This window comes from bacterium (genome assembly GCA_022616075.1).
GTDB lineage: Bacteria > Acidobacteriota > HRBIN11 > JAKEFK01 > JAKEFK01 > JAKEFK01.
On sequence record JAKEFK010000017.1, the window covers coordinates 1 to 17,291 of the forward strand.

Annotated in this window: 12 protein-coding genes; 5 read left to right on the plus strand and 7 right to left on the minus strand. The window is 47.3% G+C overall.

Translation table 11 applies throughout. The annotated features are described in order from the left end of the window. Window positions 1-83: 83 nt before the first annotated feature. Both L0156_01290 and L0156_01295 read right to left on the minus strand, forming a co-directional pair. Window positions 84-869: an AraC family transcriptional regulator gene (locus L0156_01290; protein MCI0601627.1), complete on the minus strand. Its 786-nt coding sequence runs from the start codon at window positions 867-869 to the stop codon at window positions 84-86. Window position 870: 1 nt separating this feature from the next. Further along, window positions 871-1,278 carry a nuclear transport factor 2 family protein gene (locus L0156_01295; GenBank protein ID MCI0601628.1) on the minus strand — a complete coding sequence of 136 codons (408 nt, stop codon included), beginning with the start codon at window positions 1,276-1,278 and terminating at the stop codon, window positions 871-873. 66 nt (window positions 1,279-1,344) lie between these two features. Here L0156_01295 and dacB (L0156_01300) point away from each other — a divergent pair, with 66 nt between their 5' ends. Continuing rightward, window positions 1,345-2,736, plus strand: coding sequence for a D-alanyl-D-alanine carboxypeptidase/D-alanyl-D-alanine-endopeptidase (gene dacB, locus L0156_01300; protein MCI0601629.1), 1,392 nt, complete (start codon window positions 1,345-1,347; stop codon window positions 2,734-2,736). Window positions 2,737-2,879: 143 nt separating this feature from the next. After that, on the plus strand, window positions 2,880-5,063 hold the full coding sequence (locus L0156_01305) for a protein kinase (GenBank protein MCI0601630.1): 2,184 nt from the start codon (window positions 2,880-2,882) through the stop codon (window positions 5,061-5,063). Window positions 5,064-5,066: 3 nt separating this feature from the next. Here the strand turns inward: L0156_01305 and dacB (L0156_01310) are convergent, their stop codons facing one another. After that, window positions 5,067-6,416 (minus strand): D-alanyl-D-alanine carboxypeptidase/D-alanyl-D-alanine-endopeptidase, encoded by a 1,350-nt coding sequence (gene dacB / locus L0156_01310; protein ID MCI0601631.1) that lies wholly within the window; start codon window positions 6,414-6,416, stop codon window positions 5,067-5,069. Window positions 6,417-6,811: 395 nt separating this feature from the next. Here dacB (L0156_01310) and L0156_01315 point away from each other — a divergent pair, with 395 nt between their 5' ends. After that, on the plus strand, window positions 6,812-7,519 hold the full coding sequence (locus L0156_01315; GenBank protein MCI0601632.1) for a hypothetical protein: 708 nt from the start codon (window positions 6,812-6,814) through the stop codon (window positions 7,517-7,519). A 77-nt stretch (window positions 7,520-7,596) separates the two neighbouring features. On the opposite strand, the gene L0156_01320 is transcribed toward L0156_01315, so the two are convergent. From L0156_01320 to L0156_01335, 4 genes are all read right to left on the minus strand, one after another. Then, on the minus strand, window positions 7,597-7,833 hold the full coding sequence (locus L0156_01320; protein ID MCI0601633.1) for a hypothetical protein: 237 nt from the start codon (window positions 7,831-7,833) through the stop codon (window positions 7,597-7,599). Window positions 7,834-8,032: 199 nt separating this feature from the next. Beyond that, entirely contained in the window at window positions 8,033-10,957 is a 2,925-nt protein-coding gene (locus L0156_01325; GenBank protein ID MCI0601634.1) for a response regulator, read from the minus strand. Between the two features lie 7 nt (window positions 10,958-10,964). Then, window positions 10,965-11,972, minus strand: a complete 1,008-nt coding sequence (locus L0156_01330; GenBank protein MCI0601635.1) for a PAS domain-containing sensor histidine kinase — start codon at window positions 11,970-11,972, stop codon at window positions 10,965-10,967. Between the two features lie 86 nt (window positions 11,973-12,058). After that, the gene (locus tag L0156_01335) at window positions 12,059-15,091 is read right to left on the minus strand and encodes a protein kinase (GenBank protein MCI0601636.1); all 3,033 of its coding nucleotides are present in this window, start codon (window positions 15,089-15,091) and stop codon (window positions 12,059-12,061) included. Window positions 15,092-15,252: 161 nt separating this feature from the next. Here L0156_01335 and L0156_01340 point away from each other — a divergent pair, with 161 nt between their 5' ends. Then, a complete protein-coding gene (locus L0156_01340) occupies window positions 15,253-15,915 on the plus strand; it encodes an ATP-binding protein (protein MCI0601637.1) in 663 nt (220 codons plus the stop codon). Then, the gene (locus tag L0156_01345; GenBank protein MCI0601638.1) at window positions 15,912-17,249 is read left to right on the plus strand and encodes a sigma-54 dependent transcriptional regulator; all 1,338 of its coding nucleotides are present in this window, start codon (window positions 15,912-15,914) and stop codon (window positions 17,247-17,249) included. The genes L0156_01340 and L0156_01345 overlap by 4 nt, the downstream gene beginning before the upstream one ends. Window positions 17,250-17,291: the final 42 nt, after the last annotated feature.

A 17,291-nucleotide genomic window follows, 5' to 3' on the forward strand; every position in this document is an offset into this window, starting at 1 on the left:
AGGGGAATCATTTTTCTCATAGTCCGGGATTTTACTGAAAGAGCGGAAGATTGTATTGAACGAATGAAACCTTCTTCAGGGATTTAGAAGTGATTTGATCGATAGCGGGCCGGTGTTCGGCCCGTCACTTGTTTAAAGCTTCGAGTAAAGTGGCTCTGGTCGGCGAAGCCGTTCTTGATCGCGATTTCAGCAATTGGCTCGTTTGTTTCGAGTAGATCCTGCTGCGCCTGTTGAATGCGAACAAGCCTGACATAATCTCCTACGGTGCATCCGTGATACCTGCGGAACACACGCGCAAGATGTACAGGATGGACTCCAGCTTCCTTGGCCAACTCCCAGATCCTCAAAGGCTGTGGAGTTGACATCAGCAATTCCAAAACGCGCTTTAGCCAAACGGGATAAGGATGCTCCAGGTGAAATTGACTTCGGGCTGTGAGCGCGAGCATTTCCGTCAAGAGTGATTCCACCACGAGCTCTGAAAAAGAATCCGGACTTTGCAATTCTCCAGCTAGCCTGGCGCTGATCGGAATGAGGTGCGGAGTCTGAAAATAAAATGGATTTTGGACAGCCAAACGCGGGCGAAACCGTGCCATCCACTGCGGTCCCAAATCGAGACTCAGGCACAAACTTTTTTTAGAAAGAAATCTTTCGCGATGAGTTTCTCCAGCCGGTCTGTAAATCAGACTGCTCGCGAAACATTCACGCGACTTCAACCCGAAATGCTCCTGAAATCGGCCGCGCAAAACGAGGACGATTCGTGCGTTTTCGTGCGAGTGAGCACTGGTGAGTCCTCCGGCAAAATATTCAGTTGCGTGGATCGTTAAATCGCCGAAGGTACGGCTCTGAAGAATCCTGTATCCAGTCGACAATCTATTTAGCAGGTGGTGGTGGCGGCGGATTCATAGATGCATGGTCTACGATATAGAGCCATTTCCCGTTAATCTTACGGGACGTATCACTGAAGCGCCCTTCCATTTGGATTGGCTCTCCGCCGGCTTTTGGAACCAGCGTAACAGAATAGCGTCCCCATGCGAAAGACAGGTCTCCCACGACCGTTTCGCAATCAACGCTACATTGAACATCACCATGATTCAGATGGCCTTTCAATGAATTGTTGTCCACTTCGATAACGTGGCCGTCACCGGAATCTTTATCTTCTACATGGCAAACACAGATCCTGTCAGCTTGCGCATTGACCGTGCCGAACGTCCATATTCCGATGATTAATGCCGGAATAATAAAAAGGATAAAAAGCTTTTTCACTGTTAATCTTCTCATTTTCAACTCCACTGTTTTCATAAACGCATAATAAGTCGCGATTTAGCCGTTTTCACTCCGTCTGTCATGGGTGATGTTACAACTTTTCTGTTGCCGGTTTTTCAAATGGCGGCTATTCTTCTATTAGTAAAGGAGATGATGCTGTTAGGCCGGTTGGTGGGAATTCTTACGCTGGTCTTATTTGCATTTTCCTGTCCTGCCTGGGGAATTGATTCCGCGCGCTTGCAAGAAATTGTATATGCGCATCGCCTGAACCCCGATGAGCTTGGAATCATCATTGAAGATGAAAACGGAAAGCTGTTTGCGCTGAATGAAACGAAAAAACTAAAACCTGCTTCCTTGACAAAAATACTCACGGCCGGAGCAGCCCTGGAGCATCTTGGGCCGGACTTTGAATTCAAAACGGAAATGTTGAGCGATGGAACTATCGAGAATCATACTTTGGGTGGCTCGCTTTATCTTCGGGCCGCAGGTGATCCGGCTTTTAGCAAAGAGAAGCTCGATACGTTTCTCGGCGCTCTTCAGAAAAGGAACATCCGGCTCATCACGGGAAATATTGTGATCGATGATTCCCTTTATTCGGATATTCGTGCCAGGGATTCCAGATCCTGGCTCGCTTCCCTCAACAGTAGTGGAAACTATCCTCTGTTTATTAGCTTAGATCCGCCTTCCAAGCTTGTACCGCTTTCACGACAGTGGTTGAAAGCAGAACGAAGATTGCGCAGGTTGCTGTATTTGAATCAGAATTACGTTACTTATCAGAATATGGCACAACCTGATCTGTGGACCGGTCAACGTTTTTTGAATCTTTTGAAACGGGCTGGGATTCGAGTGAAAGGGAAAGTAATCAGAGGAGAAGTTCCCCCTGAGGCGCTTCTCCTTGCAACTGTATCGAATCCGATCACCAACGTTATTCAAGAGATGATGAAATCCTCCAATAATTTCTACGCGGATATGATGATCAGAAACCTTGCGGCAGAAGCTGGCGAGAAACCGGCGACGGTGCGGGCAGGAATGGAGTTTATTTATTCCTTTTTGGATCATGTCGGGATTCCACGAGACGAGTATTTGTTGAGCAGCGGCGCCGGCTTCACGCACAGCAACTTTATTTCCGCCGGAGCGCTATGCAAAATATTGAACCACCTGAAAGGGGAAGCGTCGATTTCTTCCACCTTCTTATCTTCTCTGCCGGTTGCAGGAGTTGACGGGACATTGAGTACGCGTATGAGAAGAACTCCGGCACAAGGTAAGATTCACGCGAAGACCGGTTATCTTGCTCGAATCATTACAAGATTTCGAAAAGTGGATGGAGTTGTGGCATTAGGTGGCTTTGCCGATTCCTCGGATGGCAAGGTTGTTACGTTTGTTTTTCTCTACAACGGGAGACGGCCACCTTCCGTTGTCAGAGCCATCTTCGATAAGATCTGTGTGGAGCTTGTCAGGGAACCCCTGGAATGAACCGTAGCAACACCGCTGAGACGCGGAGACGCTGAGAAAAGATAAAGCTCCTCTGAACTCTGCGCCTCAGCGTCTCTGCGGTGATACTGTTCCCTTTGAAAATTGCACCTCAACGATATTAGAATGAATAAAACGGTGTAGGTGTGGTCGAAAAAGCCAGAGACTCGTTAGGAGCTTCCAAGTTCCCCAAAGCAAATGAAAGGTTTGGGGTTTATCAGATAGAAGCGCTTGTCGATGAAGACAAGACCGGGCGCGTCTTTAAAGCGAAGGCAGAGGATTCGGGAAGAGACGTTTGTTTAAAAGTATTATCGTCCGAGCTGACACGCAATTCCTCTTTCATTGACGTCTTGCGTATCCAGATGCAGGCGGCCGCTTCGTTAAATGATCCCGGCATTGCTGAGCTCTACGAGATTGGATCGTCAAATGACGCTTATTTTGTGGCATCAGAGTGGGCGCCGTCCGGATGGCTATCTCTGGAGATTGTTCAGAGCGGAAAGTTCACACTTTCCGAAGCGCTGGAAGTGATCATAAAATGTGCGGAGACGCTGCAATCCGCTTCTGAAATCAGAATTTTTCACGGCAATTTAAGGCTCAACAGTATCCTGATGTTTCCCGGCAAACAGATCAAAATAGCTGAAATCGGCTTTGCTGCGGCTGTCAGGGCCCTTTACGGTTCGACGAATTTGCCTTTATACTTGGGGGCCGCGCGTTTTCTTGCGCCGGAAATGACAGGCTCCGGGTCTGTCGATCACCGCGCCGATATCTATTCTCTTGGCCTCATTCTTTATTTCCTGTTGTTCAGCGTTACCCCTTTTCGCTATGAGGGAGAAAAATTAGCAGGTAACGAAGAAACAATCGAAATCGAATACATGGATGAAGTGCTGAAGATTGTTTCAAAAATGACGGAGAATAATCCTGACAAGCGTTATCAGGACTATGAGTCACTGCTGCAAGATCTCAGACTCTTGTTTGTTCGCTCCGCTCCATCCGTCAAAGTTCCAGCGATTAACAATCATGCCGGTTCAGTGATCAAGAATCAGAAACTGTTCAAACTTTTGTGCGCCCTTTACGCTTCGTCCACCAACGGCGCATTGACTGTAATGGACAGTGGAGTCCGCCGGACTTTCTACCTGAGGAACAGGGATATCATTTACTTTGAATCGAGCATGCCGGAAGAGGGTATTTTTGCATGGCTCATTGAAAAAAAGGAAATTGATCCGAAGAACCAACCTTCAGATCAGGAGCCACTTCAGCGAGCCCTCAGTCGAATTGTTTCCAAAGGTTTCGTAAAACTGGAGGACCTGCGGTATCGCTATCAGGAACTGGCCAACCGGGTTCTTTCCGAATTACTGAAAAAGCCTTCAGCAGATGCCGAGTTTATCAGCGCAGATATTGATGGAGAACCCTTGTGCACTTTGCGTTTGAGCGGTTTCTTGCTGAAAGCGGCTAGATATACCGTGGATTTGAAAGATGTTTTGAGTGAAATAAAATCGGAATCCTATCTGAATCGTACCGGTTTGTTCGATCATCTCGTAACCGGACTACAACTTTCCGATGAAGAGAATCTGCTTGTTCAGGTTTCTCAGGATGGAATCTTTACCGGTTCCTTGCGCGTGACGCCCGGTAGTTCGTCCGAAAAAGGGATCCGGTTTTTGTACTTGCTAAAACAGATTGGCGCGTTAGAGTTGAAGTCACCAGATTCAACGCCATCTCCGGCGACAGTCGTGGTGAACCCCACTCCCGTGGTGCAACCAGTTCCGGATCCAACACTGGAGGAGGATTTTCATCTGGAGGGACAGCGGGAAGACATCCGTGGTTCCGATGCTATCCGGCGGTCTGATTCCATTCGCATGGAGGTACAGAGAACAGCCAAAAAAGCGGACCGTGAAAGATTGGATCAGGAAGCAGAAAAACGTTTTGACATGGCGAAACAGTCCTATAAGGCAGGCAAGTTTTGGGAAGCTTCTCACCTTTGCGAACAGGCGCTCGGATTGCATGAGGAAGGACGATATTACTGGTTGATGGGACTTTCTTACGCGCAACATCCGCGTTTCCGGCACAAAGCAGAAGACAGTTTCCATCGCGCGATTAGACTCGATCCCTTGAACGATGAACTCCATGCAGATCTCGCCGATTTTTATGTGTCTCAAGGCTTGTTCTTGCGCGCAAGGACGCACTGTTTAAAAGCATTGGAAATTATTCCGGATCAGGTTCGCGCGCGTGAAATCTTAGAAGAACCTGCCTTTGAGAATCTTGGCTCGGGCGGTTGTTGCTGCGAACATGATCCCGGTTGCAATCACGCAGAACACAAAGCCTGGAGGAAGTAAGTTTTACCTTTTGCGTTTTTGCGCCTTTGCGTTAATCGGTCCGATTAAATCCACACAGATTTTGTCAAAAGTGCTTCGGACAACATCAGGGGCGCGATTTCCGTTGTACAGGAAAACGAAAGTAAGATTCTTTCCATTCGGACGCACCCCAAATCCGGCAAGTCCTACGACTCCATCCAGATGAAATGTTCCGATTGAAACCGGACGCAGGTATCCGGTTTTCGCGTGCACGCGGCCTTTCGCCCCTGTCTTTCTCATTCGTCCGGCCAGAGTTCCATCCACGCCTGCTACAGGAAGCGAAGAAAAGAAATGGGGAGAGATGGTCCTTTCATTTTTTAAATGATTGAGCAGTTTTGTGAGCGCGAGCGGAGTGATCATATTTTGATGGGAAAATCCGGAACCACTGTTGAGTGAATAGTCTGAGCGGGGAACCTTCACATGATCCAGATAGAAAGTCACAAAATCCACTCCGGTGCCAAAATTCCCCGGCCTTTCGCCAAAGGCAACCGAAATATTTCTGACGAGCATGTCGGCATAGAAATTGTTGGACGTTTTCATCATGTGTGAAACAACCTTCGTCAGCGGATTCGATATTTCTGCCAGGACTTTCGAACTGCGTGAGGTTTTCCCACGCATCACTTTTCCGTTTAAATGAATGCCGGCCTTTCGGATCATTTGTAAGAATTGATAGCCGGTCCAGAGACTTGGCTCGATCATGTTCTGATACACAACGAAGCGACCCTCCAGATTGATCGCTTTACGATGTAAGCGTTCTGCTTTCTGCCAGTCCGGGGAAAAGGGAGCCAGGCCCGAAGGAGGATCAAAACGAAGAAACAAGGGAAAATGATCCGGATTGATGGTTCCGGTCTGAGCCATCCAGTAAGGAGTTACGACGTCGCGGAAACGTGAATCATCAACGATCAAATCTCCTTCGATCTTCTCAATTTTTTGTTTCTTCAATCCAGCAATAAGAGAGGAAAGTCTCCCGGAATGGAAGGATGGATCACCGCCGCCGAGCAGATAGACCGAACCTCTCACTGTATGATCCACAATGCTGCCGTCGAAAAGCAACTGGGTCTTAAACTGATAACCCGGCCCTAGAAGTTCAAGAACCGCCGCGCCTGTAATCATTTTCGATAAGGAGGCAGGTTTGAATTTCCTGGATGCATTCAATGAGAACAGCTCTTTACCGTCCTCCATGATCATGATTCCCACATCGTTTGAGTCCAACTTGTTCTTGTTGAGCAGCGGTTGAATTGCAGAGGCTTCCAGGGACTGACCGGTATTGCAAAGAATCAGGAGGGACACTGCGATCGCAAGGCTGAAAGTCCGTAAGAATACAATTCTCCTCACGAACATATATCTATTTAGCAAAACAAAATTAGGCCATAATGCAGCGTCCTATTCTGAAGTCATATTCTGTACGACGTCTTGCTAATCGAATGTGGGCATCCTAGTTTTTTTAATTACGATTGGGAATAGGCCACAACTCCTCATCGTCGCCCTCAACGAAAACGGTCTTCCCCTGTTCCTGTGTTTCCGACGCTGCATGTTCACCCTGTTTTTACGCCACTAACTTTTTCCCATCTGTACGTCTTTATTCATTGAACAAAAACAAATGGCAAGAGCGGAGGTTCATCATGTGCAAGACCTTTCTAAAAGATTCATTCATTTGGCTGATCGCCGTGCTTTTCCCTTTGACTGCCGCAGGTGGAGGCCTTGACTTCGCCTCGTCGTGCGCTAAGAGAATGAAGAATGTTGATTCGCCGATTAAATCAGGAGATTTTGGCACTCTCCCATTGCTCTTCGCTCATCCTGCGACGGATGTCGGAAAACAGGATCTCCGGTGTGTATTCGATGCCTGGGATACCGGAGTGGGACAAAAAGGCGTACCTGCTACGGTGAATGGAATTGTCTTTGATTCCGATGGAAACCAGCTGCAGACGCTTTCTACACGAACCCGCAAAACCGATGTCAACGGGTCGGCGGTTTTTACATACCCGCTCGATAATCTTCCACAATCCGATTTCTACTTCTTTTCGATGCAAGTCATACCAAAAGGAACCAAGGACATTACAACTTTGAAATTCGAGTGTTCAGCAAGGGACCGCATCCCTTGTTCCGATAGCAATACGAACGCTTGCCTGGATGGTGGAAAGAAGGCTAAAAACCGATTTGGTGTTGAAGTCATTTCTGATTCAGGAGACAGTGCGAGCGTTATATCGTTCACAAAGAATGAGGCCCGATTTTCTTTTACAAATCAGAACACGGCAGATTTGATCGTGAGAACGATTAACGGCTGCCGTACAAATGGCCACTATTGGATAGACATTTTCCCTGTTGTTCCAAATCCAGGAGTTGATGTCAACGTAAGGGATTTCGAAAGCGGTGATGTGAGAACCTATAAAGCATTTGTACCGATTCAAGATACTGCGGCATTTGCGACCTGCCCTTAAGGGGTGCGTTGGAGAAATTATTTGCGCCCGAATGTCCAATTGATAGCTCGAACAACTTAGCTTACTCGCGTTCCGTTTTAGCCTGCTGAACGTTTCATTACTACTTCGAGTTTTCTTTCGATTTCCGTAGCCAGATCTGTATCTTCAAATTTGACTTGTAAGTTGTAGCGGCTCGTTCTCCAATCATCGTATTCTCGCGACCAAAATTTTGAATAGCAACCAGGGCTACACACAGCGATTTTGCGCCCGTTAACTTCGAACTCCCTCTCGGCCTTGCTACTGCACAGGTCGCAATAAACATTTACAGACTTCATAAATCACAAACCTCCCCTGTATTCCAACCATAACTGCAAAACGCATACCAGATAAGCCATCGAGGAAAGGCGATTGAATCCGCTACAAAGACTGGCATAGCCGCAAGACAATTTTTGTTGCGATTCACAAATTCGAGACAGTAAACAAAGTAGCGCGGACGTCACGTCTGCGTAAGTTTCCGCCGGCGGGACGCCCGCGCTACTTTGTTAAAAGTTCTCGAATAGAAATTAGTAAAGATTGCATGGATGTTGGTTTTTGAACAAATATCGAACCGGCGCGAAGTCCTGAATGATTCTTCATCACTTCTTCTGAAAAACCGGACATGTACAGTATTTTCAAATCCTGTTGAGTTTTCTGCAGTTCTTCCACAAGTTGTATCCCGCTCATTTCGGGCATAACCATGTCGGTGACCAACAGGTCAATGGCTGGCGCACTACTTGCAATTTTGAGCGCTTGTCTGCCATTGCCAGCAACCAGCACACGGTATCCCATGCTGCCCAGATAGGAAGCAACGGCGGAGCGAACGGATGCGTTGTCATCGACCAATAAAATCACTTCCCCTTTTCCACCCATTTTTTTGGGTTCTTGTCTGCGAATCGGTTCGTCTTTGGTTTCCTCTTTGATCTGAGGCAAATAAATCTTGAAGGTCGTACCAACTCCTGGAAAACTGTAAACTTCAATATGGCCTTCACTTTGTTTGACGATGCCGTAAACAGTTGCCAGACCAAGCCCGGTCCCTTTTTCTTCTTCCTTGGTTGTAAAAAACGGCTCAAAAATCCTTGCCTGTGTTGATTTATCCATGCCGATGCCGGTGTCAGTGACAGAGAACATTACGTATCTTCCGGGTGTAAGATCGAGGTAAGTAGAGGAGCTGGCTTCATCTATTTCTAGATTTTTTGTTTCAATCACGAGTTTTCCGCCATGTGGCATTGCGTCACGCGCATTTACGGTAAGGTTCATTAAGACCTGTTCGATCTGGCCCGGATCCGCCTGAACCAGACCCAGATCCGGCGCGTAGATGGATTTGAATTCAATGTGTTCGCCGATGAGTCGTTGCAGCATGTCTTCCATTCTGGAAATCGCATGATTGAGATCGAGAGTTTTCGGCGTCAGAACCTGTTTACGGCTAAAAGCGAGAAGCTGACGCGTCAAGTTCGCTCCCCGTTCGGCAGCCTTTTGAATTTCAAGACTGTAGTTTTTTACCGGATGGCTTTCTGTAACATTCATCTGGATCAAAGCGCCATAGCTCATCACCGCCATTAAAACATTGTTAAAGTCATGAGCAACTCCACCGGCAAGTTGACCAATCGCTTCTATTTTTTGAGATTGAAGCAGACGTTTTTCCAGCTCTGTCTTTGCCTGTTCAACTTTTTTACGTTCCAGATATTGTCCAATCTGACTTCCCAGCGAGCCGGCCATATCCAGCAATCCCAGTTCCAGAGTCTGTGAAGTTACACTGAAAAATTCCATGACACCCATAACCTCTCTTTCATTTTTTATGGGTGAGTAAAAAGCAGATTTGAATCCGGCCCTTTCGATGATGCGTTCGCGCAAAGGCTCTTTCCAGATTTCCTGCTCCTCAACATGAACAGGGCGACCCGTGGCCCACACCTGACCGGGAAGCCCTTTGCCGAATTCAAATGTAAATTCATGGAGATTCCCTGCATATTCTTCCAGAGACACCCGTTGAGTGTGCCAGAGATTGGAGCAATGAAGCACTTTTGCTTTTGCATCTACTGCCCAGAATGCTCCAAAATCCCAATGCAATGTCTCACAAATTGCCTGCAGGATGCGCGTGATTGCTTCGTCGATCGATGCTGACTCAGCCAAAACGCGGGTGACCGCGAGTTGTACTGCCATTTGCTCTTCGACAAGCCGCCTGTCTGTAATATCTAGAGCGATGGTTCGGAAAGTTGAAATGTTTCCGTGCAAATCCCGGTCGACTGTGGAATTGACAAGGATGATTCTCTTCTCTCCCTTTTTAGTTCTTACCGCCAGTTCGTAATCTCTCGCGTGCCCGTGCTCCATTAAAACCTGCAAGTATCGTGTTCCTTCTTCCTGATCAAAATATATGTCCTGATCAATGATGACCTTGAAAAGCTCTTCTCTGCTGTAACCGAAGAGTTTTGAAGTGGCAGGGTTGAAGTCGACAAATTTTCCATCGTGGGTTGTGAGAAATATCGCCTGTTCCGATTCTTCCACGAGACGTCCATAACGTTCCTCTGATTGACGAATTGCTTCTTCCGCCAATTTTGTTTCCGTGATGTCGAGCCACGAGCCGATGATCTCTGTCTTATGGAGGGTGACATCATGAATGATCCGCTGTTCGTCCAGGATCCAGCGATAAGTGCCATTCTTGTGGCGAATTCGATATTCCCGTGTACTGTGAGTCTGATCTTTGAGTGGCTGGCCGGAATTCCGGAGACGATCTTCCGGATGAACTCTTTCATTCCACCATTCAGGGCTCAACGCGTCTTTCGGCGAATAGCCGAAAACTCGCCGGATGTTGTCGCTAATCCAGACCGGAACGAAGGAACCCTTTTCAGCTCGCAGAACATAAATGATGGAAGGGCTCATGAAAAGAACGTGTTTTAGACGGTCCTGCGCCGCGCGGGTTGTGTCAATTTGTTCCAGTAATTTTTCCTTGACTTCACCAAGCTGAAGATTCTTCTGCTCCAATTTGGCCACCACCTGTTCTGTATAACGCTTCATTGCTTCCAGCTCGGCGGGCGGATTTGGACGAGGTTTTCGGTATTTCGAATCGGTAAGCAATTCTGAAACCGCATCCAGGATGATTTGTGCGGAACTGGGCCTTGTAATGAATTTGTCAGCGCCCAGGTCCAGAGCGAGTTTTTGATCACCTGCTGAGATGTACGTGCTTGTATAGATGATGAACGGAATGGTGTTCAGTTTCGGATCCTTTCGGACACGGTAACACAATTGATATCCATCCAGACGGGGCATCTGGATATCGGCGATCACAACATCGAAGCGTGTCTGAGCCAACTTTTCCAGCGCCGCAATTCCATCTTCAGCTTCCATCACATCGATCGATTGATTTTCCAGAATTGCGCGCAGCAGTCTTCTATTGGCGGCAACATCGTCAACAATCAAAATCTTCATAATGCTTTCATGAGCTCACCGGCCACCGGGTCGGCCACTTTACTGTAAAACCGGATGCGTTTTCAACGCTAAGCGAACCCTGCTGCAATTCAAGAATTTTCTTTGTTATGAGCAGGTCCAGTCCTCCTGCTTCAAGACCGCCTTTCTGTAATCCCTCTAATGTAAGCACCATTTCCAGATTCTTATCAGCGGATTTTCTCATCAGTATTTCAATTTGGCTGCCCGGATCTGCTGTTTTGATTGCATGCGAAAGCAAGTTATGAATCACCTGTTTGAATTTGAGCAGATCCAGCCTAACTGGGCCACATTCTTTCGCCACGTTGGAAATGATCTCTACATTATTCCTGGCTGCAACCGGCGCAAAAATCGACAGGACTTGCTGAATCGCAGTCTTTACCTCAAATTCTTCAGGCGCAATCGGAACCTTTCCCGCATCAATTTTTGCGAGATCTAACACCGCGTTGAGGAGATTCAGGAGTTGTTTCCCACTGACCAAAACGTCCTCCAAATACTCCTTTTGCTTCGTATTGAGGGAGCCGGGCTTGTCGTCAAGCAGCAATTCCGTAAATCCGATAATGCAGTTTAAAGGTGTGCGAAATTCATGGGACATATTTGCCAGGAATTCAGTGGTTTCCTGAAGGCTTCTTCTGCGAAAAACCTCCTGGTGATTTTGCTCCGGGAGAATTCGAACCGTGCTCAGCACTATGATCTTCTGGTCGTGCATCTGAGGGATCAGATGAACCTCAACAGGGAATTCTGCTCCTGCTTTATTTCGTCTGATACATTCGTAGAGAAGCCTCCCCTGTTGAAGTGCAACCTCGATGGCCTTTTGACTTTCTTCCCGGTGAGAGGGTGGGACAATCAAAGAGTGCACGGATTGACCTGTGGATTCTTCGGGGGTGAAACCGAAAAGATTTTCTGCTGTTTTGTTCCAGAATAGAATTGTGCCTTCTATCGAAAACGCCACAATTGCAAAGGGCGCTTCATTGACGAGCAACGCATGAAGATCTGTCATTCATCGGTACCCCGACAGACACTCTCTCGCTTCAAGTTCCCATCTGTCTCATCCATATAATTTTAACATGGAGATTACATAGCGGTTTATTTCTTTTTTCCTCCAAATAGCTTGCCTAGCTTGCGTCCTACAACCTTTAACGGATCATTTCGATGTGCAATTTCCTGTAATTTCTTTCCTGAATGCCTGTCCCTAGGATTCAGAGCTAGAATCTTCTTATAGTGGAATTCTGCCAACGCTATGTTGTCCGATATCAGGTATAAATCTGCCATATCTTTTAAGATCGCCAGGTTGGTTGGATTTAGATCTAGGGCGGCTTTCAGAGCTTTCATCGCGTCATACTTAAACCCCTGGTGCTTAGCTAGAGCTTTCCCCATGAGATGGTGAATTCTGAAATCCTGTTTATATTCGAGTGCCTTTTTGCAATGCTGGACAGCGGCCCAGAAGTTTCCTTTACCGTACTCTTCCGCGGCCTGCCTGCACATTTGATCCGCGAGCGCCAGCGGTGATTTTACCCCGGGGTCCGAATCTTGTTTCTTCTGTTCCTTTACCGGTTGCGCCGGTTGTTGTTGGGGTTGATGCACAGATTGTTGCGGTGGCTGGGATGGGCGCTGATTAGGAGGTGGTGTTGCCTTTGCTGTTTCGACCTTGGGTTCGTTGATTGGTGAAGCAGCTTCCTCGTATTGTTCTATTTGAGCCAGATCCAGAGCCAGGAAGAGATAGATCAACCTGCAGAACAACTCACGCGGTAGATTCGACAGCGAGTGCAAATCCGAAAAGGTAATTCCCCCATCCGTCTTCATTAAAAGAAAACGCTCGGAGGCGCTCAAGCGGACCAGTCTCAGTCTGCTCGTGCACTGCCTGGACATGACGATCTTGATCTTTCCCTGGAGAACCTTCCTTGAAATGACTCCGAAATCCGTGTGATGCCGAACGCCCTGAGCGATTACGTCGCTAGCAGCAATTTGAATATTCGGTTGCTCGGGAAATTCACCTTCCTCCACGATAAAATCGCCAGCGACCCAGGAGAAAAGGGATTCCAGGATTTTCCAAGCCAGACACTCGAACTCCACATTCAGATTTTCGTGATTCTCCTGTCCCACCAATTCCATTGCGGACGAAAACTTTGTAAACAAATCCGATCGCGCCGTATGAATCTTCCATGCAGCATTCGGCTTTATTTGCTTTTCGGATATTAATAGATCGATGAAACGTTCTCCTTCCTGATTCGACAGGACGGCGGTAATTGTGCCTGACTTAAAGTGAATTACTTTGCTTAAATCGAGCCAGTTCAGTGTGAGTCTACCGGTTAATTGTGATTTCCAGATTTCTCCCAGAACTTCTGCAAAGGAAGTGTCGTAAAGGTTTCCTCTCATTCGCACTGCTTTCTGTTTTGAAAAAGGAATGACGGTGCTCGATCGGGATAGGCTTCGTTTCGTCTCTTCCAGTTGATCGATCAGTTCGGAGTAATGCTGGATCCGCCGGTCTGGATCCCTTTCCACCATCTTGCGGATCAGGTTGTAAAGACTCATGGGAACCGCAGCATTTAACATTTCCGGTCCCGGAATCTCCTCATTCAGTTTTTTGGCAAACACCTCTTTGACCGTTTGTCCAGTGAAAGGCAAACACCCGTAAACCAGCTCAAAGAACGTAATCCCGAGTGAATAGATGTCGCAACGATGATCGATGGCCCGGTCGTGTAGCTGTTCCGGTGCAAGGTAAGCCGGTGTGCCGACGATCGTATCGGAGTTTTCCTGCAGCTCACAATAGGTTGATGCCAACCCGAAATCCACGATTTTGATCCTGTTCTTTTCGGCCACCATAAGGTTGGAAGGTTTGATATCCAGATGTACAATTCCTTTTTCCTGCGCCTTCTTTAAACCCACCGCCACCTGTTGCATAAAGAGGATGCTAGTTTCCGGATCCAGAACTTTTTTCTGTTTTAGCAGTAGATCGAGCGATCCTTCCGGCAAATATTCCATGCAAAAGAAGGGAAGATTGTTGCAAACATCAAAGTAATAAATCAGAGCAATGTTCGGATGACTGATGCTTGCCAGTAGACGAGCTTCTCTTTTGAATCTTTCGAGGTGCTCCATTTCTGCAGCCATCGATCGATTAATCATTTTGATCGCAACATAGCGCTCCAGGTGCTCGTCAAAGCCCTTGAAGACACGCCCCATGGATCCTTCACCAAGTAGAGAAAGGACGCGATATGGACCGAGCCGGGAAGGAAGGATATCTGAATCGGAATCTGTTTCTTCGTCATATTCCTCCTCCTTTTCCACCATGCTGCTCTCGACTGATTTTTCAAACTTCCAGTCTTTTGCAACGATACCCAGTCCGATTTTGCCCGCCGTGCCACAGAGAATCTCCCCTTCCATCAACGTCATGGAGACCTGAAAGTCTTCTTCGATTCCAAGGCTGGTTCGAAGCGTCAATACAGCGTTAAAGGAAACCTTTTCGGAAGCTTGTTTCACAAAACTTTCAAATTTTTCGCGATGCACTGCGTTTGCTATAAAGTCAGAAAAACTGAAATTGATGAGATCTTCCTTTTCATGTCCCAGTAGAGGAGTGATCGCCGAATTCACATACACGCATCTGCCCTCAAGATCCAGCGAAAATACGATCTCGGGAATTTCTTCAGCAGAGACATCCACAGACGCGGAACTGCGAAAATATTCTTTTTCGGAGATTGCAATGAGAGCCTTCTTTACCGAGCTGGCGACTCCCTGGAGTTCATCCGAATTTGTAAACACGCACTCCGTCGCGCCCGACATCATTAAGGCGTTCATGGTTTCTTCCAGTCTAGGCGGAAGATGCACGATGATGTGAGCCTGCTGATCGAGATGTCGCAAATCATTTAAGATTTTCATGCTATCTGATTTTATGAGGTCATAACTTATCAGAAGTAGGTCGGGATGAACATCGGCCGCCATTTTCAAAAGGTTTTCCTGCTCATTACAAATGGTGAAAAGGCATTCTTTCAATTCTGATAAGGATTGAAGAACGAGTGATGAATCTTGAGCAGTGCTTTCCGCAATCAAAACCTGCAGTTTTGACTCGAAACCGGAGCCGAAATTCTTCGACGATTCTAAGACAGGGATAGAACTTCCTTCCATTTTCCAACTCTCCTGAACAGCCTTTGTGCAAGCGATATGCCAAATCGTTTTCCCTCGATGATGTTGGTCCGGATCGTACCCCCTGTGCTGAATTTATTAGCATGGTGCTTAATTTTCGTACCGGATGCTATAATTGGAGTCCAAATTGGAGCCTGCAGAACATGGAGCCTGCAGATAGATATCAATTTCTCGAACCTCTTCTTCGCGGGATGACCCACGAGATCAGGAACCCGGTTCAAGGTATCCTTGCTTCTTCGGAGGCTTTACGCTGTCGTTTTGAAGAGGATCCTGCCAGCGTCAAACTGTTGGAAATGATTCAACGGGAATGTTTGAGAGTTGAGCAGCTACTCGTAGACCTTCTGGATCTGGCGCGACCAGTAGAACTTCATGCAAGCCCCCAATCCGTTTCAGCGGTTCTCGAAGAATCGATTCGCATTACCCAGCAGCAACAGCCAGGAACTGAGATTAAAGCGGAGATTCCGGCAGGATTACCTTTCGTGTATGTCGATACGTCGAGCATGCGCCGCGCTCTTCTTGCCGTCCTGAAGAATGCAGTGGAATCGAAGTCGTCCCGCGCGATTCGAGTTACAGCGGAGAATCTAGGAGACCGGATTCAGGTGCGCATTCAAGATAGTGGGGAAGGCATTCTGGCAGAGGACATGGAACATGTGCTCGAGCCGTTCTTCAGTACCCGTCCTAAAAAAGCCGGTTTAGGACTCACGATTGCAGACAGGATCGTGCGGCTCCATCAAGGGGAGTTTCAAATAGAATCTCAAAGAGGAGATGGCACAGGAATCATAATTCGTTTGCCGATTCGTTCATGAAACAGAAAGCAAAAATATTGATCATCGATGATGAAGAATCGATTCGCCTTGGTTTTTCCAGCATCTTGCAGTCAAAAGGGTATTACTGCGCTGAAGCGGAGACCGGCGCGCAAGGGCTAAGCATCATCCGTTCCGACGTTCCCGATTTGATTCTGCTTGACATGAATTTACCCGACATGGACGGTGTGGATGTATTAAGAGAAATCAAAAGAGAGAATGAATTTGTCGTTGTGATCATGGCTACTGCTTTTGGAACCATCGAAAAAGCTGTTCAGGCCCTAAAGCTCGGCGCGGAAAATTTTCTGACGAAACCAATTGATTCCCAGGCTCTTTTGATTTTGATTGAGCATTGCCTCAAGATTCATTCCCTCAGACGCGAGGACTTTTTGAAAGAATTCAGCAAGAAAGGGGAAGATGATCATTTTGTGGGATCCAGTAGCAGAATGCTCAAATTTTATGAACTTGTACGGCTGGTAAGCAAAGATTCCATCACCGTCTTGATCACAGGCGAGACCGGGACAGGGAAAGGAAAATGGGCGCAATGGATTCACAAGCAAAGCGATCGAAGCGGAAACGCGTTTGTCGAAGTGAACTGTGCGGGTCTCTCAAAAGAGCTGCTGGAGTCTGAGCTTTTTGGCTATGAACAAGGAGCGTTCACCGGCGCGGCCAAGAGCAAGGCCGGTTTAATAGAAATCGCGAGCGGCGGAACTCTTTTCCTTGATGAAATCAGTGAAATGGAACTGAGTGTTCAAGCAAAAGTTCTTAAGGTTTTGGAGGAAAAGAAATTTCGACGGCTCGGTTCGGTTCAGGAACGACACGCTGATATTCGGCTCGTTACGGCCACGAATCGGGACCTGCAAGAGATGGTAAAAGAAGCGAAGTTCCGGGAAGACCTGTTTTACCGGCTCAACATCATGCCGCTTGAGCTTCCACCTCTGCGCGAACGTAAGGAGGAAATCGTTCCCGTTGCAGAATTTTTTCTAGCGCAAATGTCTCAACAAAAAGGACAACGTCCTCCGGTGCTCACAGAAGAAGCAAAGACAGCTCTCAAGAGCTACAGTTGGCCGGGCAATTTGCGCGAAATGCGAAACGTGCTGGAGAGAGCCTTTTTGCTTGCTCAAAACAAACCGATTACATCGGAATTCTTGCCCACTCAGAAAAGGCTTGTCGCCAGCTCATCAGATGAAATAAGCGGTACGATGGTCCCGTTGAGAGATATCGAAATTCGCTACATCAAACAAGTTCTCGCTCGAGTAAATAATAATTATCGAAAGGCCGCGGAAATCCTTGGAGTTAACCGCAACACGATCTACAACAGGCTACGCGAGAAATAGAGAGAAGTAGTGGCAGAGCATTTGCCGTTGTTCTGAGCGAAC